The organism is Comamonas sp. F1-6 (assembly GCF_039581415.1).
Lineage (GTDB): Bacteria > Pseudomonadota > Gammaproteobacteria > Burkholderiales > Burkholderiaceae_C > Comamonas > Comamonas thiooxydans.
In genome coordinates this window covers 13,318-29,324 of sequence record NZ_JBCPWN010000029.1, presented here as the reverse complement: position 1 = coordinate 29,324, position 16,007 = coordinate 13,318, and the positions used below count along the sequence as shown (strand labels likewise).

Below are 16,007 nucleotides of genomic sequence, written 5' to 3'. Positions count from 1 at the left end.
TCTTAGATGATTTATTCAATTGCTGGAAATTATCTCCAAAGGCAGGATTGATGCCAACAGTGCCAAGGCCCAGTGCCTGCCCGATCCAAGGAGAATTTTTTGCCCGCCAACACCGCCCCCAATGCCCAGGCCGCCGAGGTCTTCACCGTACGCCACGCCGTCATCAACATGCTGCGCGAGCTGGGCATGACGCGCATCTTCGGCAACCCGGGCTCTACCGAACTGCCCTTGTTTCGCGACTATCCCGAAGACTTCTCATACATCCTCGGCCTGCAGGAAACCGTGGTCGTGGGCATGGCAGACGGCTATGCCCAGGCCACGCGCAATGCCAGCTTCGTGAACCTGCATTCGGCCGCCGGCGTGGGCCACGCCATGGCCAATATCTTCACGGCCTTCAAGAACCGCACGCCCATGGTCATCACGGCCGGCCAGCAGACGCGCTCGCTGCTGCAGTTCGACCCCTTCCTGCATTCCAACCAGGCCGCCGAGCTGCCCAAGCCCTATGTGAAGTGGAGCTGCGAGCCCGCGCGCGCCGAGGACGTGCCCCAGGCCCTGGCGCGCGCCTACTACATCGCCATGCAGGAGCCGCGAGGCCCGGTCTTCGTCTCCATTCCCGCCGATGACTGGGATGTGCCCTGCGAACCCATCACGCTGCGCAAAGTCGGCTTCGAGACCCGGCCCGACCCACGTCTGCTGGACAGCATAGGCCAGGCGCTGGAGGATGCGCGCGCACCGGCCTTCGTGGTCGGAGCGGCCGTGGACCGCAGCCAGGCCTTCGAGGCCGTCCAGGCCCTGGCCGAGCGCCACCAGGCGCGCGTCTATGTGGCGCCCATGAGCGGGCGCTGCGGCTTCCCCGAGGACCATGCGCTGTTCGGCGGTTTCCTACCCGCCATGCGCGAGCGCATCGTGGACAGGCTTTCGGGCCATGACGTGGTCTTCGTCATCGGCGCACCTGCCTTCACCTACCACGTCGAAGGCCACGGCCCCTTCATCGCCGAAGGCACGCAACTCTTCCAGCTCATCGAGGACCCCGCCATCGCCGCCTGGGCACCCGTTGGCGACGCGGCCGTGGGCAATATCCGCATGGGCGTGCAGGAGCTGCTGGCCCGCCCCCTGACGCATCCGCGCCCCGCGCTCCAGCCACGGCCCGCCATACCGGCGCCGGCGGCACCCGAGCCAGGCGAGCTGATGAGCGATGCCTTCCTCATGCACACACTGGCCCAGGTGCGATCACGCGACAGCATCATCGTCGAGGAGGCGCCTGGCTCGCGCTCCATCATCCAGGCCCATCTGCCCATCTACGCTGCCGAGACCTTCTTCACCATGTGCAGCGGCGGGCTGGGCCACAGCCTGCCTGCTTCCGTAGGCATCGCGCTGGCCAAGCCCGACAAGAAAGTCATAGGCGTCATCGGCGACGGCTCGGCCATGTACGCCATCCAGGCCCTGTGGAGCGCAGCCCATCTGAAGCTGCCGGTCACCTACATCATTGTCAAGAACCGCCGCTACGCTGCCCTGCAGGATTTCTCCAGGGTGTTCGGCTACCGCGAGGGCGAGAAGGTCGAGGGAACGGACCTGCCCGACATCGACTTCGTGGCCCTGGCCAAGGGCCAGGGCTGCGACGGCGTGCGCGTCACCGAAGCCGCCCAGCTGCCCCAGGTTCTGCGGGACGCCCTGCGCAGCCCGCGTGCCACGCTGGTCGAGGTCGAGGTCGCCTGACCCGGCCCCGAGCCCTCGGAGACAAGACATGCACAACACACAAGAGTCGCAAGCGGCCACCGTCGGCATCCTGGGAGCGGGGGCCATGGGCACCCTGTTCGGCACCCGGCTGGCCCGGGCCGGCATCCCCGTCACGCTGGTGGATGTCAACGCGCAGCTGCTCCAGGCCATACGCGAGCACGGCGTGCACTGCGAGACCGACCAGGGTCCGCTGCACGCCGGCGTTCAGGCCCTGCTGGCCCATGAGCTGACGCAACCGCCCGCGCGCTGGCTGATCTTCACCAAGGCCGCCCACACCCAGGCCGCGCTGCAAAGCATTGCCCACCTGATAGGGCCCGGGACCCTGCTGCTCAGCCTGCAAAACGGCATAGGACATATCGAGACCCTGCACGGATTTGCCGATGCCCAGCAGATCGCCGTGGGTGTGACGACATGGCCGGCCCGGTTGCTGGCTCCCGGAAAAGTGAGTTCGCTGGGCAGCGGCAAGATCCGCTTCATGCCGCGCACCGGGCAGGTGGACGCCGGCTTCCAGGACTTCTGCGACGACCTCAACCGCGCCGGACTGCATTGCGAGATCGATCCCGAGGTCGAGACCGCCATCTGGGAGAAGCTGGCCTTCAATGCAGCCTTCAACGGCCTGTGCGGCATCACTCGCCAGAGCGTTGACGGACTGGCCAGCCCCCTTGGCCGCAGCCTGATCCGCGAAGTCCTGGACGAGGTCGTTGCCGTAGCTGCGGCCAACGGCATCGCCGTGGACGCCCTGCGCATCCGGGCCACGGTGGAGGACGCCCTGAACCATCATGTGGGACACCAGCCATCGCTGCTGCAGGACCTGCTGGCGGGGCGCCCCACCGAGACCGACTCCATCCACGGCGCGGTGGTGCGCGCGGGCGAGCGGCATGGCATTGCCACGCCCATGACACGCACCCTGCACCAGCTCATCAGCATGGCACAGCAGCGCACGCCATAGACCCCGGACTCGGCGAAGACGCATCGAAGGCTCGGGAAAGACAGCCAACAAAGAGAAAGACAGCAGGGACCGAGCCCACAGATTCAATAACAAGGAGACAACATGCGCAGAACCTTTCTCAAAGCCGGCGCTGCTTGCGGTGTGCAGCTCGTGCTGGGTGCGGCCCACGCCCAGCAGGCGTCCGCCAGGCCCGTGGAATGGGTGGTCGGCTTTGCCGCAGGCGGCGGCTCGGATGCCGTGGCTCGCGGCGTAGCCGAGGCCTGGGCCAAGCCCATCCATCGCAACATCGTGGTGATCAACAAGCCGGGCGCCGGCACTAACATCGCCGCAGAATATGCGGCGCGCTCGCGCGACTATGGCAACCTGGTCTTCACCGCCGACTTCGCCACCCTGGCCGCCAACCCGCATCTGTTCCCCAAGCTGGCCTACAACGCCGAACAGGACTTCGTCCCCATCAGCCTGCTGGCGCGCTTTCCGCTGCTGCTGGTCGTCAACAACGAATTGCCGGTGCGCAGCTTCCAGGAGTTCTCGGCCTGGGCCAAGGCCAACCCCGACAAGCTCAGCTATGGATCTCCCGGGCTGGGCACCCCGCATCACCTGGCCACCGAACTGCTGGCCCAGAAGATGGGCGTGAAGATGACCCACGCGCCCTATCGCGGCGCCGGCCCGGGCATGCTGGATGTGATCGGAGGCCAGATTCCCTTCATGCTGGTGGACAGCGCCGCAGGCCTGCCCCACATCAACACGGGCAAGGTCCGCGCCATCGGCGTGGCCAGCGCGCAGCGGCTCAAGAGCCTGCCCCGCACGCCCACGCTCATCGAGCAGGGCGTGGCCGGCTTCGAGGCCTTCGCCTGGCAGGGCCTGGTCGCCCCCAAGGGCACGGATGACGCCACCATCCAGATGTGGTCCAGGACGCTGCAGGAAGCCCTGAAGACGCCGGCCGTGCAGGCCCGCTTCGAAGCTCTGGCCCTGGAGCCCCTGCCCAGCACTCCCGAGCAGATGCGCGAGTTCTGGCTCTCCGAGAAGAAGCGCTGGGGAGAGGTCATCAAGACCGCAGGCATCAAGCTGGACTGATCGATATCAATGACAAGCAGGAAAACGCATATGGAGACTCCCATCACTCAACGCCCCTTTGCGCACAGGAAGCTGCGTGCCCTGATCACCAAGGGCTGGGCCAGCCTGGGCATGGCGCTTTGTCTGGCACCGGCCGCCCAGGCGCAGACATGGCCGGATCGCCCCATCCGCCTGATCGTGAACTTCGCCCCTGGCGGCGCCGCCGATGTGATGGGACGCGCGATCTCGCCCACCATGAGCCAGGCGCTGGGCCAGTCCGTGGTGGTGGACAACAAGCCCGGAGCCAACGGCAATATCGGTATCAGCGAAACCGTGCGCTCTGCCAAGGACGGCTATACGCTGCTGCTGAGCAGCGGCGGCGGCATCAGCATCAATCCGCTGATCTACAGCAAGCTGCCGTTCAACCCTGAAAAGGACCTGATCCCCGTGGCGGCCGTGGCACGCGTGCATGTGTTTCTGGAAACCAACCCCAGCCTTCCTGTGAGCAATGTGCAGGACTTCATCAAGCACCTGCAGGCCAATCCGGGCAAGCTGTCCTACGGCTCGCCAGGCCCGGGCAGCTCGCCTCATCTGGCCGGTGAAATGTTCAAGCGCGCGGCCAAGGTCGATGCCAGCCATATTCCCTACAAGGGTGCCGGCCCTGCCTTGACCGATGTGCTCAGCGGTCAGCTGCAATACTGGTTCGATCCGGGCCCGGGACTCAAGCAGGTCGAGGCCGGCAAGCTCAAGCTGCTGGCCATAGGCAGCCCGCACCGCTCGCCTCTGTACCCCAAGGTACCCACGCTGGCCGAAAGCGGCCTGCCGGGCTTCGATGCCGACACACTGTTCGGCATCTACGCGCCGGCCGGCACGCCCGCACCCGTGGTGGATGCCGTGCGCGCCAGCGTGATCAAGGCACTGGAGCAAAAGAGCGTGGTCGATGTGATCCAGGGTCTGGGCGCCACGCCCGAGCCGCGCATGAGTCGCCAGGACTTCGTGGACCACCATGCCAAGGAGCGCGCCCGCTTTGCACCGCTGATCAAGGAAATCGGCTTGAAAGTGGACTAAGAAATTTCAGTTCAACGTGGGAGTCCGGTTACCCGAAAACTCCCTTTTGACCGCCCGTCTGAAAGGACCGGCGGTCTTTTTTTGGTTTGCGCAAACAAGAATGCTCAACAGACATACCTGCCGACAAAGCACCAAGCCAGATCCAAACTTGCGCAAGTCGTATTTCAGTGGGAGGCCACCGCCACTACTACCGCAGACTCGGCCACCTCCAGCCAGACATTGTCATTGGCCACCAGCCCGCTCATGGCCGGCGCAAAGCCCACGATCTGAGCACCCCAGCTCAAACGACAGATGGCTTCGTCGGAAGCCAGGCTCTCTTCCGTCACCGTGGCCGCTCCATAGGTCGCGCGCTGCACCACGGCAGGCCAGATATTGATGGGCTGCGTGGACCCTACAGGCCGCTCCTGCCCCAGCCAGACCTTGACGGCCGTGGCCTTGCACAGTGCCAGCACCTGCACGCCGGGTGCCAAACCCAGCAGCTCATAGCTTTCGGGCGTGATACGCGCGGCAATCGTCCAGTCCGAGCCTGCATCGCTTGCGGCACGCAGCCAGACACGGATCTGCCCGCCTATGGACTCGACCTTGAGCACGCTGCAAGGCCACTGATTGCGCATGCTGGTCATCAGGCCCAGATTGGGCTGCCCGCCACCGGGCGTGCCGGCCTGCATGCGCTGCAGCAACTCGCTGCGCAAGCGCATCATGGCCTCGGCAGCATGCAGCAATTCTTCGCCCGCCGGCGTGATCTGTGCACCGCCGCCCCCGGCGCCGCCCACGCTGCGCTCGACCAGCGGCACGCCGGCCAGATTGGTCAGGGTATCGATGGCCTGCCAGGCCGCCTTGTAGCTCACGCCCACATCGCGCGCGGCCTGGGAGATGGAGCCGCTTTGCGCAATCCCGCGCAGGATGGCAATGCGACGGTCGGCCATGTCATAGCCCAGCGCCTGGGAAACCGAGTCGGACGACAGTGCGCCACCCGGCGCCACCTCGTCGCCGGCCATATCCAATTGTTCTTGTTCGAAATTTTCTGTGTCTGACATAGACCGCCATCATGCCCTGACAGTCAATTTCCTCGCTCGACCTCAGTTGTTCATTCACGTTACACTCGCTATTCCATTAATGAATAGCGAAATTTCAATGACTCAGATCACTGCCCGCTCCACCGGTTTTTCCTTTCAACTGGCTCGCTCTGCGGCCGTGATCGGCACAGTCGTGCTGGGCCTGTGGTCTACGCAGGCGCAGGCCGCTGAAGTGGCGGTCGCCGTGGCAGCCAACTTCACCGCGCCCATGAAGAAGATTGCGGCCGAGTTCGAGAAGGATACAGGCCACAAGGCCGAGCTGTCGTTTGGCGCCACCGGCAAGTTCTACGCCCAGATCAACAACGGCGCGCCCTTCGGCATTCTGCTGGCCGCCGACGACACCACACCCGAGAAGCTGGCCAAGGAAGGCAAGGGCGTGACCGATTCGCGCTTTACCTACGCCATCGGTACGCTGGTGCTGTGGAGCCCCAAGGCCGGCTATGTGGACGACAAGGGCGATGTGCTCAAGAGCGGCGACTACAAGCACATCGCGATTGCCAATCCCAAGCTGGCCCCTTACGGAACAGCTGCCATGGAAGTGCTGAACAAGCTCGGCCTAAGCGCACAGGTGCAGCCCAAGGTGGTGATGGGCGAGAACATCGCCCAGACCTACCAGTTCGCTGCCACCGGCAATGCGCAGCTGGGTTTTGTGGCGCTGTCCCAGGTCATGGAGAACGGCAAGATCCGCGAGGGTTCGGCCTGGCAGGTGCCCGGCAACATGCATGAACCCATTCGCCAGGACGCCATTGTGCTCAACAGCGCCAAGGACAACGAAGCCGCTGCGGCTCTGATGAAGTACCTGCGCAGCCCCAAGGCACATGACATCATCCGCTCCTATGGCTACAGCTTCTGACGCTTGACCGGCAAATCCTGGAGCTCAAACCAATCCGCTCTACCCTTGGCGCTGCTCGGCTAAGCTGGGCGCTCCAAGGGTCTTTTTTTTCGACTTGCGCAAATTCGGATCAGACATGGTGCTTTGCCGATAGAAATGTCCGTTGTGCATGCTTGTTTGCGCAAGTCCTGTTTTTGATTCCATGCAACTGAATGCCGAAGACTACGCAGCCATCTGGCTCACGCTCAAGCTCGCGGGCGTGACTACCGTGCTGCTCATGCTGTTGTGCACGCCGCTGGCCTGGTGGCTGGCCCATACCCGTTCGCGCTGGCGCGGCCCGATCGGTGCCGTGGTGGCGCTGCCGCTGGTACTGCCGCCCACCGTCATCGGCTTTTATCTGCTGGTCACCATGGGGCCCAACGGCCCCATAGGCAAGCTCACGCAGGCCATGGGCCTGGGCAATCTACCGTTCACCTTTGCCGGCCTCGTGGTCGGCTCGCTGATCTACTCCATGCCATTCACCGTGCAGCCGCTGCAGCGTGCCTTCGAGGCATTGGGCCCGCGCCCCATGGAGGCTGCCGCCAGCCTGGGCGCCAGTCCGCTGGACCGTTTTCTGACCGTGGCCCTGCCGCTGGCGCGTCCCGGATTCATCACCGCCGCCGTGCTGACCTTTGCCCACACCGTGGGCGAATTCGGCGTGGTGCTGATGCTGGGCGGCAACATCCCCGGCGTCACGCGCGTGGTCTCGGTACAGATTTACGACCATGTGGAAGCCATGGAGTACGGCCACGCCCATATGCTGGCGGCCGGCATGGTGGTGTTCTCCTTCATCGTGCTGCTGGCTTTGAACTGGCTGCAACCCAAAGCGGAGCGCCGCGCATGACAGCCACCAATTTCATCACCGCACAGCTCAGGCTGAGCCGGCCTGACTTTGAACTCGATGTGGATCTGCAACTGCCCGGCCAGGGGGTCACGGCCCTGTTCGGGCCTTCGGGCTGCGGCAAGACCAGCTGTCTGCGCAGCCTCGCCGGGCTGGAGCGGGCGCAAGGTCGCGTCACCGTCAACCAGACTGTATGGCAGGACGATACCAGCCGACAATGGCTGCCCACGCACCAGCGCGCACTCGGTTATGTGTTTCAGGAGGCCAGCCTGTTTCCTCATCTGTCGGTGCAGCGCAATATCGACTACGGTCTCAAGCGCACGCCGCAGGAACGCCGCAAGGTCTCCAAGGAGCGGGCCGTGGAACTGCTGGGCATCAGCCATCTGATGGATCGCATGCCCGCCACGCTTTCGGGCGGCGAACGCCAGCGCGTGGCGATTGCAAGAGCGCTGGCCACCAGCCCCGAAGTGCTGCTCATGGACGAGCCCCTGGCCGCGCTCGACGCCCAGCGCAAGGCCGAGGTTCTGCCCTATCTGGAGCAGTTGCAGCGGCATCTGCGGATTCCCGTGATCTATGTGAGCCACTCCATGGACGAGGTTGCGCGCCTGGCCCAGCATATGGTGCTGCTCGGCGCGGGCAAGGTGCTGGCGCAGGGCTCCGTCACCGAACTGCTCTCCAGCCTCGATCTGCCGCTGGCCCATGGCGACGTGGCCTCCAGCGTGGTCCATGCCACGGTGCAGGCCCATGACGCTGCCGACCATCTGAGCACGCTGATCTTCGACGGCGGACAACTGCAGCTCGTCATGGCCAGACCGCGCGAGCCGGGCAGCACGGTGCCGCTGCGCGTGCAGGCACGCGATGTCAGCCTGAGTCTGCTCAGGCCCGAGGGCAGCAGCATTCTCAACATCCTTCCGGTGCAGGTGCTGGGCCTGCGCGAGGACGGGCCGGGGCAGGTCATGGTTTCGCTGCAGGCGGGCGGCACCCGACTGCTGGCCAGAATCACCCGGCACTCGGCCAAGGCCTTGCAACTGCAGGCCGGCATGCCGGTGTATGCACAGATCAAGGGGATGGCACTGCTGGACTGAGCGCAGCGCATCCGCCCCTTGCCGGCAAGGGATGCGCCTGCTGACTATCATCAGCCCATGACCGAGTCCGCCTGCCCCATCCCTGCCCAGCCGATAGCACCGCTGCACACCCATGCCGTGAGCTTCTTCAACGCCGGGCAGCAGGAGCGGCAGGAGCGCGTGCTGGCGGCCGAGGTGCCGATCGCGCTGGTCTTCAACGGCATCTCGCATGCGGTGATGATGGGCTCGCCCACCGATGTGGAGGACTTTGCGCTGGGCTTTGCGCTGACCGAGGGCATCATCGACAGCGCCACTGACTGCTACGGCATCGAAGCCCGCCCCGTGTCTGCCGCCGCGGCCGGCCTGCCCGAAGGCATGGACGGCATGGAAGTGCAGCTCGACATCGCCTCGCGCTGCTTTGCGCGGCTCAAGGACAAACGCCGCAGCATGACGGGCCGCACGGGTTGCGGTGTCTGCGGAGTCGAGAGCTTTGCGGCGCTGGACCTGTCGTTTGATGCCCTGCCGCCCCGGGACTGGCTGGAGCGGGTCGACGCAGCCACCGTGCTCAAGGCGATTGACGCCCTGCCGCCACACCAGATTCTCAATGCCGAGGCCGGCGCCATCCATGCCGCCGGCTGGGCCACGCTGGCGGGCGACATCACCGACGTGCTCGAAGACGTGGGCCGCCACAATGCGCTGGACAAGCTGGTCGGCCGGCTGGCGCGCACGGGCCGCCTCGGCGAACCCGGCTTTGTGCTGCTGTCCAGCCGCGGCAGCCATGAACTGGTGCGCAAATGCGCCAAGGTCGGCATCGCGGCGCTGGCCACGATTTCCGCGCCCACCGTCATGGGCGTGCGCATGGCGGAGCTGACGGGCCTGCGCTTCTGGGGGCTGTGCCGTCCGCCCAAGGCCGTGCTCTATGCCGCGGGCGGCAAAGCCTGAGCAAGCCCTGCTGCCAAGCGCCAGCCTCTAGAATCACGGCATTGCGGCCATGACTCCAGCTCTGACCGCCCCACGATCAGCCCCTGGATATACACCATGAACCGCTGCACCACCACCCGCTTCAGCCGCCGCCTTTGGGGCTGCGCCTTGCTGGCTGCTGCCGCCAGCGCCAGCCTGCAGGCCCTGGCCCAGGGCCTGCCCTCGGACGACACGCGCAACTTTCCGCCCACGGCGCAGTTCGGCGAACTGACGGTCACCAACTTCCCCGAAGTGGCCATCAACGGCACGACCATTCGCACCACGCCAGGCTTTCGCCTGTTCAGCCGCGAACGCAGCCTGGTCTTTGCCAGCAACTATGCAGGCCAGAAGCTGCTGGTGGGCTATGTGATCGAGCCGCAGACCCAGGGCCTGCACACGGCCTGGATTCTGACCTCGGCCGAAATCGAGAAATACAAGCCGATCCAGCCGCGCACCCTGCTGCAGCGCGTGTTCGGCAGCTGAGTCCGGCCCGCGCCGGCCGCTATTGATTGACGAGCTGCTTGCGCTTTTTCAGCAAGCTTTTCGAACTGTTTCCATATCCAAATCGAGTGATGGCAGGCGCCAGCCGCTATCACTTTGTGCTTGCAGACACTGCAGGCCCACCTGACAAGAGCGCCCCATGAGCAAGAAAGTCTTTATCAAAACCTTTGGCTGCCAGATGAACGAGTACGACTCGGACAAGATGGCCGATGTGCTGGGCGCGGCCCAGGGTTACGAGCCCACGCAGAACGTGGACGAGGCCGATCTGATCCTGTTCAACACCTGCTCGGTGCGCGAGAAGGCCCAGGAAAAAGTGTTCAGCGATCTGGGCCGCATCCGCCATCTCAAGGAAAAAGGCGTGCTGATCGGCGTGGGCGGCTGCGTGGCCAGCCAGGAGGGTGCAGAGATCATCAAGCGCGCTCCGTTTGTCGATGTGGTCTTCGGTCCCCAGACCCTGCACCGCCTGCCCGAGCTGCTCAATCAACGTGCGGCCAAGGCCAAGCCCCAGGTCGATATCTCCTTCCCCGAAATCGAGAAGTTCGACCACCTGCCGCCGGCGCGCGTGGAAGGCGCTTCGGCCTTTGTCTCCATCATGGAAGGCTGCTCCAAATATTGCAGCTACTGCGTCGTGCCCTACACACGCGGCGAGGAAGTCAGCCGCCCGTTCGAGGACGTGCTGGTGGAAGTCGCGGGCCTGGCCGAGCAAGGCGTCAAGGAAATCACGCTGCTGGGCCAGAACGTCAACGCCTACCTGGGCAAGATGGGCGACAGCAGCGAGATGGCCGACTTCGCGCTGCTGCTGGAGTATGTGGCCGAGATTCCCGGCATCGAGCGCATCCGCTACACCACCAGCCATCCCAACGAGTTCACGCCGCGCCTGATCGAGGCCTACGCCAAGATTCCGCAACTGGTCAGCCATCTGCATCTGCCCGTGCAGCATGGCAGCGACAAGATTCTCATGGCCATGAAGCGCGGCTACACGGCCATGGAATACAAGAGCACCATCCGCAAGCTGCGTGCCATCCGCCCCGATCTGGCCATGAGCAGCGACTTCATCGTGGGCTTCCCCGGCGAGACCGAGGAAGACTTCCAGAAGATGATGAAGCTCATCCACGATGTGCGCTTCGACAACTCCTTCAGCTTCATCTTCAGCCCCCGCCCCGGCACGCCTGCAGCCAATCTGCACGACGACACGCCGCACGAAGTCAAGCTGCGCCGCCTGCAGGAGTTGCAGGCCGTGATCAACACCAACATCAAGGAGATCAGCGAAGAGCGTGTCGGCACGGTGCAACGCCTGCTGGTCGAAGGCGTGAGCAAGCGCGACGGCAGCGAGCTGATGGGCCGCACCTATTGCAACCGCGTGGTCAACTTCCCCGGCAACGAGCGTTTGATCGGACAGATGGTGGATGTGAAGATTACCGAAGCCAAGGCCTACACCTTGCGCGGCGAAGTCCTGGTCAAGGATTGACAGCCCGACAGTCCCCAGCCTCATCCACAAAAAGCCTGCCTGCAATTCCAAGGCAGGCTTTTTTCATGACTGGTTATAAATTCTGTAACAAATGGTGATGCCTTGCCGGATGGCACACACCTCTTCAATCCGCAGCTAGGATGATGACCTATTGGGGCCAAGCTGCCTCGGATTGAACTCTGGACACCATGAACCAAACTGCCGCACTGCAGGGCGATGCCATCTACGCCCTGCTGGACCAAGCCCATGAGCTACTGAACGACTACAACGACGACAAGCCCGGCAGCATCAGCCGTCAGGACCGCATCGCTGCTGCGGTGGAGTTGATGGGGCAGCAGAACTTTGCCCCAGCCACCGTGCAGGAGCTCGAGCGCGTTCACGACTTCTGGCTCTACCTCGATCAGCCCGAAGCGGCCAACAAGCTGCTGCAGCAGCATCGCGACACCGCCCTGGCCGCTGCCGACGAACTGAGCCCCGCAGAGGCCGCGCTGCGCCTGAGCCTCAGCGACATCCAGAGCCGCATGGGTTTTGACCAGCCCTCCGCACAAGCCCTGCTGAGTGCCGCAGCACAGGCCATTGCCCGGTTGCCCGAGGATGTGGACAGCGACAACTACTGGCATGGCTGGCACTGGATGGCCTCGCAGCTCCAGGCCTGGGAAGCTGCGGCCACGGGCCTTGAGCTGCAACGCGCCCAGGAGCGTCGCAACCCCGACCTGGCCGAAGATGCGGCCTACCTCGATGCCATCCTCTGCGTTCGCAAGGCGGAAATGGCCCAAAAAAGCGGCCACGCCAGCGAGTCAGCCAGCCTCGTGCAAAACGCCATCAATATATTGCGTGATGCCGCGCCCGATCAGCAGGTGGACTTTGACCGCTGGATGACGCTGGCCGACCATGTGCTGCCGCTGGCCCCGCAAAGCCTGCCCGCCCTGCTCATGGCCTGCGAGCAGCAACTGGCCGCTCTGGAGAATCCCCCGCCCTCGCAAGCCGTCAAGGCGCATCGCCAGGTCAAGATCGTGCGGCTGCAAGCCCAGGCCTGTGCGCAGGCCGGTCAGCTGGAGGCAGCTCTGCAACTGGCGCCTCAGGGACACTTTGGCCTGACGGATGACTCGGGCGATCCCTTCAGCGCTTCCCAACTGGGTTGGCTGGTGCAGGCCGGTCGCTTGAAGGAGGCCGCCGATCTGGCGCTGGAGAGCGTGCTCCACGCCCGCCCCGTCTCGGCCGTGGCCGCTTTTCAACTGGCCAAGGAACAGTTCAGCAACGACCCGGCCAACGCCATCACCTGGGCACTGGTTCTCGCCATTGGCCAGACTGACGAAGACATGCGCCAGCTGCTCGCGCAAGAAGAGATGCCGCTGCATCCGGCGGATTTCTATCTGAACATGGTGCGCGCAGCCCAGCCGGCCCATCCGGTACTGGCTCTGCTCGACGGCCTGCGTCTGGCACGCAAGCGCCAGATGGAGCAGGCTCTGCCGCTGCTGGAAATCGGCGTGGGCCAGCACCCCGAGATGGCCGACAGCGACAAGCTGCCCGCGCTCTGGGCTGCCCGCTTTGCCGCGCTGCCGCTGGAAGAAGCGCTGGCTCGGCCTTTTCCCCAGGGCCATGGCGCGCACTGGTGCTACGCCGCCGGCGTGGTTCTTGACGATGCAGACGATCTGGCACCGCTGATGGGCGGCAAGAAGAAAGTGCCTGCGCAGGAGGTGCGCGAGCCTCTGGTCGTGCGCTACTACGAGGAGGGTCTCGCCCGCTTCGAGCATTTCTGGGCGACTGGCCAGGGCCGCTTCAAGGATGGCGACCTGCATGTGTACTCCATGCTCTGCAACAACCTGGCCATCAAGTACCGCTTCATGGACCGCTACGACGAGGCTGCCGAGCTGCACCACAAGGGCCTGGGCAGCAGCCCGTTTGCCGAACATCACAACGGCCTGCTGTGGTGCGCCGTGGGCAAGGATGACGACGCGCAGACCGTGGTCGAGGCCGAGCGCCTGTGGCATTTCGCCCAGGAGCATGGCTACAGCCGCCACGAACCCACACGTTACTTCTCCACCGTCGCCCTGTCGCTCTACAAGCTCAACCGCGATGACGAGATCAGCATCTGGATGGAGCGTCTGGACCAATGGTTCCACGACCTGGATGAAGACGAGCAGCGCGACGTGCGCCGCAACTACCTGGCGTCCCTGATGTCCATGCTGGACTTTTTCTCCAGCACACGCCCCGAGCTGGTGCTGCCGCGTCTGCGCGCGCATCAGCAAGAAGTCATTGCGCTGCAGGACTGCTATCCGCTGCGCCGCCTGGCCTGTGCGCTGGAAGCCTACCCCGAGCTGCTGGAAGAATCCGTGGCACTGCACAAGCAGGCCAACAGCTATCTGGACAAGGACGACGACGAGGACGAGCGGCGCATGTCGCAGTCCGGCATCGAGCGTGCCGAGCGCAAGCTGGCCGAACGCGACGCCCAGGCCGGTGCTGCGGCATCGGGTCGCAAACCATGGTGGAAATTCTGGTGAATCAGGTCGTCGAAAAAGCCGCTGCCGCCAGTGCCTACAAGGCGCGCGATGTCGTCAACGCCCCGGCCATCAAGCAGCGCATCAAGGAGCGCAGCGCAGAGCGCGGCGACGCAGCCGATGTCGCTGCCTGGCTGGGCAACCACTTCTACCGCCATGTGGTGGGCAATCTGCAGGCCGACGAGCCTGCCGTGCTGCGCATTGCCGACGTCCGGCAGCTACAGGAGCTGGCCGGCCGCCAGCAGCCGCCGGCCTGGGCGCTGGAGCGGCTGGAGCGCAGGCAGGCCGGCTTCGAGCTGCCCGAGCTCTGGTGGGTGCAGCCCGACAGCGCGGCCCTGCTGGCACTGGAGACACGGCTGGTGGAATTTCTCTCCACCCGCAAGGGCACCTCTCTCGAAGGCAAGCTGCAGCGCGTGAACTGCCCACAGGCGCTGGCGCGCTGGACGCTGGAGCATCTGGCTTTCGAGAAAAAACAGAACAGCGGCCGGGTTGAACACAGCCAGAGCGCCGTGCACGGGTTGCTGCGTGGCCAGCACGGTACCTTTGTGGAGTTTGACGGCACAAGTGCGCAGATGCGCCAGGAAATGGCCTATGAAAGCCAGATGATGGGCCACTGCGTGGGCCAGTTTGCCAACCGCAAGTCCTTCAGCGGCGGCTATGGAGAACATTACGCCGAGGGTCTCGAGTCGGGGCGCATGCGGCTGTTCAGCTACCGCACGGGCACGGCCCAGCCCCGCATCACCGTCAATGCCTATGTGCAAAAGGACGGCAAGCTTCAGATCGAGCAGATCAAGGGCAAGCAGAACCGACCGCCGATTGCACGCTATATGCCCGATGTGGTGACCCTGCTCAATCATCTGCCGCTCAATGACGAGGTGCCCGAGGACGCGCTGTCCATGGGCATTGTGCGCCGCCCGCCCGAGCTGCTGAAGTCCCATCCGGGGCTGGCGCCCTGGTGCTCGGTGCAGGAGCTGCAGACCGACGACGAGCAACTGTGGCTGATGCAGCAGCACCCCGCCCTGCTGCCCCGGCTCAATCTGCAGTCACCACTGATGCAGTGGATGGTGGCGGCACGCAAGGACTCGCTGGACAGCGAAGTCATTGAACGCATGCCCAAATCCGCCGCACTGAAACAGAGCTTGCTGATGGCCAGAAAGCGTCCCGGTCGCCCAGGAGTTCGCACATGAGCGGATGGACGATCTTTCTACTCATCGTGGCCCTGGTCTACTGGGTGCTGCGCGGCGGCTTCAAGCGCCTCAAGGAGGCCAGGCAACGCGGCGACATCATCAGCTACCAGGCGGGCAGCCAGGAGCGCAACTGGGCCCTGGCCCTGGCCCACCCCATGGCCTACCACGCCATGCAAGGCGGCTTTGCCAGCGATCTGCATGGCGCTGACGATGCGCTGGCCAGGCAGCTGCGCCCCATGATCCTGCACCATCTTGGCCTGCGCACCGACCTCAGCGACGAACAGGTGCGCCAGCAACTGCCCGACGCACTGCGCCAGCGCTGGTTCATGCTGGATCTGCAGCGCCTGCAGCGCAGCGACGACGTGCGCGCCGCAATGGCGTTTGCCTGCGCGCGCGTGACCTTTTTTGTGCGCAGCGCCAGGCTGCTGGAATGGACGGACGAAGCCCTGCATTGGGATATCCTTCAGCTCAACGCCCAGCGCGCCCAGCAATGCTTCGACAGCTGGCTTGCTTTCGGTCAGGCCTATGCACAGGGCCGCGCTCAATGGCTGGCACAAGGCCGCAGCGATGTGCTGGGCAAGGCCTTCACGTCCGAAGAAGTGGCGCAATGGGTGACGCAGGAGCAGCACCCCTGGCATGCGATGAGCTGGAATCTGCCGCTGACCGGCGATGAGGCAAAGCCCGCCTCCGAGCCTGCGGCATAAGTGCGGGACACCCGCAAAAACCGAGGGACT

General features: G+C 64.7%; 14 protein-coding genes. 13 read left to right on the top strand and 1 reads right to left on the bottom strand.

What is annotated here, in order from left to right:
• Positions 1–99 precede the first annotated feature (99 nt).
• The 4 genes from mdlC to AAIL66_RS21820 all read left to right on the top strand — a co-directional run bounded on the left by mdlC (position 100) and on the right by AAIL66_RS21820 (position 4,807).
• Complete coding sequence (gene mdlC / locus AAIL66_RS21835; protein ID WP_343497742.1) at positions 100–1,716, top strand: benzoylformate decarboxylase; 1,617 nt, start codon at positions 100–102, stop codon at positions 1,714–1,716.
• A 28-nt stretch (positions 1,717–1,744) separates the two neighbouring features.
• A complete protein-coding gene (locus AAIL66_RS21830) occupies positions 1,745–2,686 on the top strand; it encodes a 2-dehydropantoate 2-reductase (protein ID WP_343497741.1) in 942 nt (313 codons plus the stop codon).
• A gap of 102 nt (positions 2,687–2,788) precedes the next feature.
• Positions 2,789–3,760: a tripartite tricarboxylate transporter substrate binding protein gene (locus tag AAIL66_RS21825; RefSeq protein WP_343497740.1), complete on the top strand. Its 972-nt coding sequence runs from the start codon at positions 2,789–2,791 to the stop codon at positions 3,758–3,760.
• 30 nt (positions 3,761–3,790) lie between these two features.
• Positions 3,791–4,807 (top strand): tripartite tricarboxylate transporter substrate binding protein, encoded by a 1,017-nt coding sequence (locus AAIL66_RS21820; RefSeq protein WP_034357787.1) that lies wholly within the window; start codon positions 3,791–3,793, stop codon positions 4,805–4,807.
• Between the two features lie 164 nt (positions 4,808–4,971).
• On the opposite strand, the gene AAIL66_RS21815 is transcribed toward AAIL66_RS21820, so the two are convergent.
• The gene (locus tag AAIL66_RS21815) at positions 4,972–5,844 is read right to left on the bottom strand and encodes a TOBE domain-containing protein (protein ID WP_343497739.1); all 873 of its coding nucleotides are present in this window, start codon (positions 5,842–5,844) and stop codon (positions 4,972–4,974) included.
• Between the two features lie 97 nt (positions 5,845–5,941).
• On the opposite strand from AAIL66_RS21815, the gene modA reads away from it, so the two are divergent.
• The 9 genes from modA to AAIL66_RS21770 all read left to right on the top strand — a co-directional run bounded on the left by modA (position 5,942) and on the right by AAIL66_RS21770 (position 15,977).
• On the top strand, positions 5,942–6,736 hold the full coding sequence (gene modA / locus AAIL66_RS21810; RefSeq protein ID WP_343497738.1) for a molybdate ABC transporter substrate-binding protein: 795 nt from the start codon (positions 5,942–5,944) through the stop codon (positions 6,734–6,736).
• A 181-nt stretch (positions 6,737–6,917) separates the two neighbouring features.
• The gene (gene modB, locus AAIL66_RS21805; protein ID WP_003075261.1) at positions 6,918–7,598 is read left to right on the top strand and encodes a molybdate ABC transporter permease subunit; all 681 of its coding nucleotides are present in this window, start codon (positions 6,918–6,920) and stop codon (positions 7,596–7,598) included.
• The gene (gene modC, locus AAIL66_RS21800) at positions 7,595–8,680 is read left to right on the top strand and encodes a molybdenum ABC transporter ATP-binding protein (RefSeq protein WP_034404943.1); all 1,086 of its coding nucleotides are present in this window, start codon (positions 7,595–7,597) and stop codon (positions 8,678–8,680) included. Before modB ends, modC begins: the two co-directional genes overlap by 4 nt.
• A 57-nt stretch (positions 8,681–8,737) precedes the next feature.
• Positions 8,738–9,601, top strand: coding sequence for a formate dehydrogenase accessory sulfurtransferase FdhD (gene fdhD, locus AAIL66_RS21795; RefSeq protein WP_343497736.1), 864 nt, complete (start codon positions 8,738–8,740; stop codon positions 9,599–9,601).
• A 96-nt stretch (positions 9,602–9,697) separates the two neighbouring features.
• Positions 9,698–10,102 carry a hypothetical protein gene (locus AAIL66_RS21790; protein ID WP_343497735.1) on the top strand — a complete coding sequence of 135 codons (405 nt, stop codon included), beginning with the start codon at positions 9,698–9,700 and terminating at the stop codon, positions 10,100–10,102.
• A gap of 157 nt (positions 10,103–10,259) precedes the next feature.
• On the top strand, positions 10,260–11,588 hold the full coding sequence (miaB, locus tag AAIL66_RS21785) for a tRNA (N6-isopentenyl adenosine(37)-C2)-methylthiotransferase MiaB (RefSeq protein ID WP_003071003.1): 1,329 nt from the start codon (positions 10,260–10,262) through the stop codon (positions 11,586–11,588).
• Positions 11,589–11,776: 188 nt separating this feature from the next.
• Complete coding sequence (locus tag AAIL66_RS21780; protein WP_034394325.1) at positions 11,777–14,089, top strand: hypothetical protein; 2,313 nt, start codon at positions 11,777–11,779, stop codon at positions 14,087–14,089.
• Positions 14,071–15,273, top strand: a complete 1,203-nt coding sequence (locus AAIL66_RS21775) for a hypothetical protein (protein ID WP_343497734.1) — start codon at positions 14,071–14,073, stop codon at positions 15,271–15,273. The genes AAIL66_RS21780 and AAIL66_RS21775 overlap by 19 nt, the downstream gene beginning before the upstream one ends.
• Positions 15,270–15,977 carry a DUF1266 domain-containing protein gene (locus tag AAIL66_RS21770; RefSeq protein WP_034357799.1) on the top strand — a complete coding sequence of 236 codons (708 nt, stop codon included), beginning with the start codon at positions 15,270–15,272 and terminating at the stop codon, positions 15,975–15,977. Before AAIL66_RS21775 ends, AAIL66_RS21770 begins: the two co-directional genes overlap by 4 nt.
• Positions 15,978–16,007: the final 30 nt, after the last annotated feature.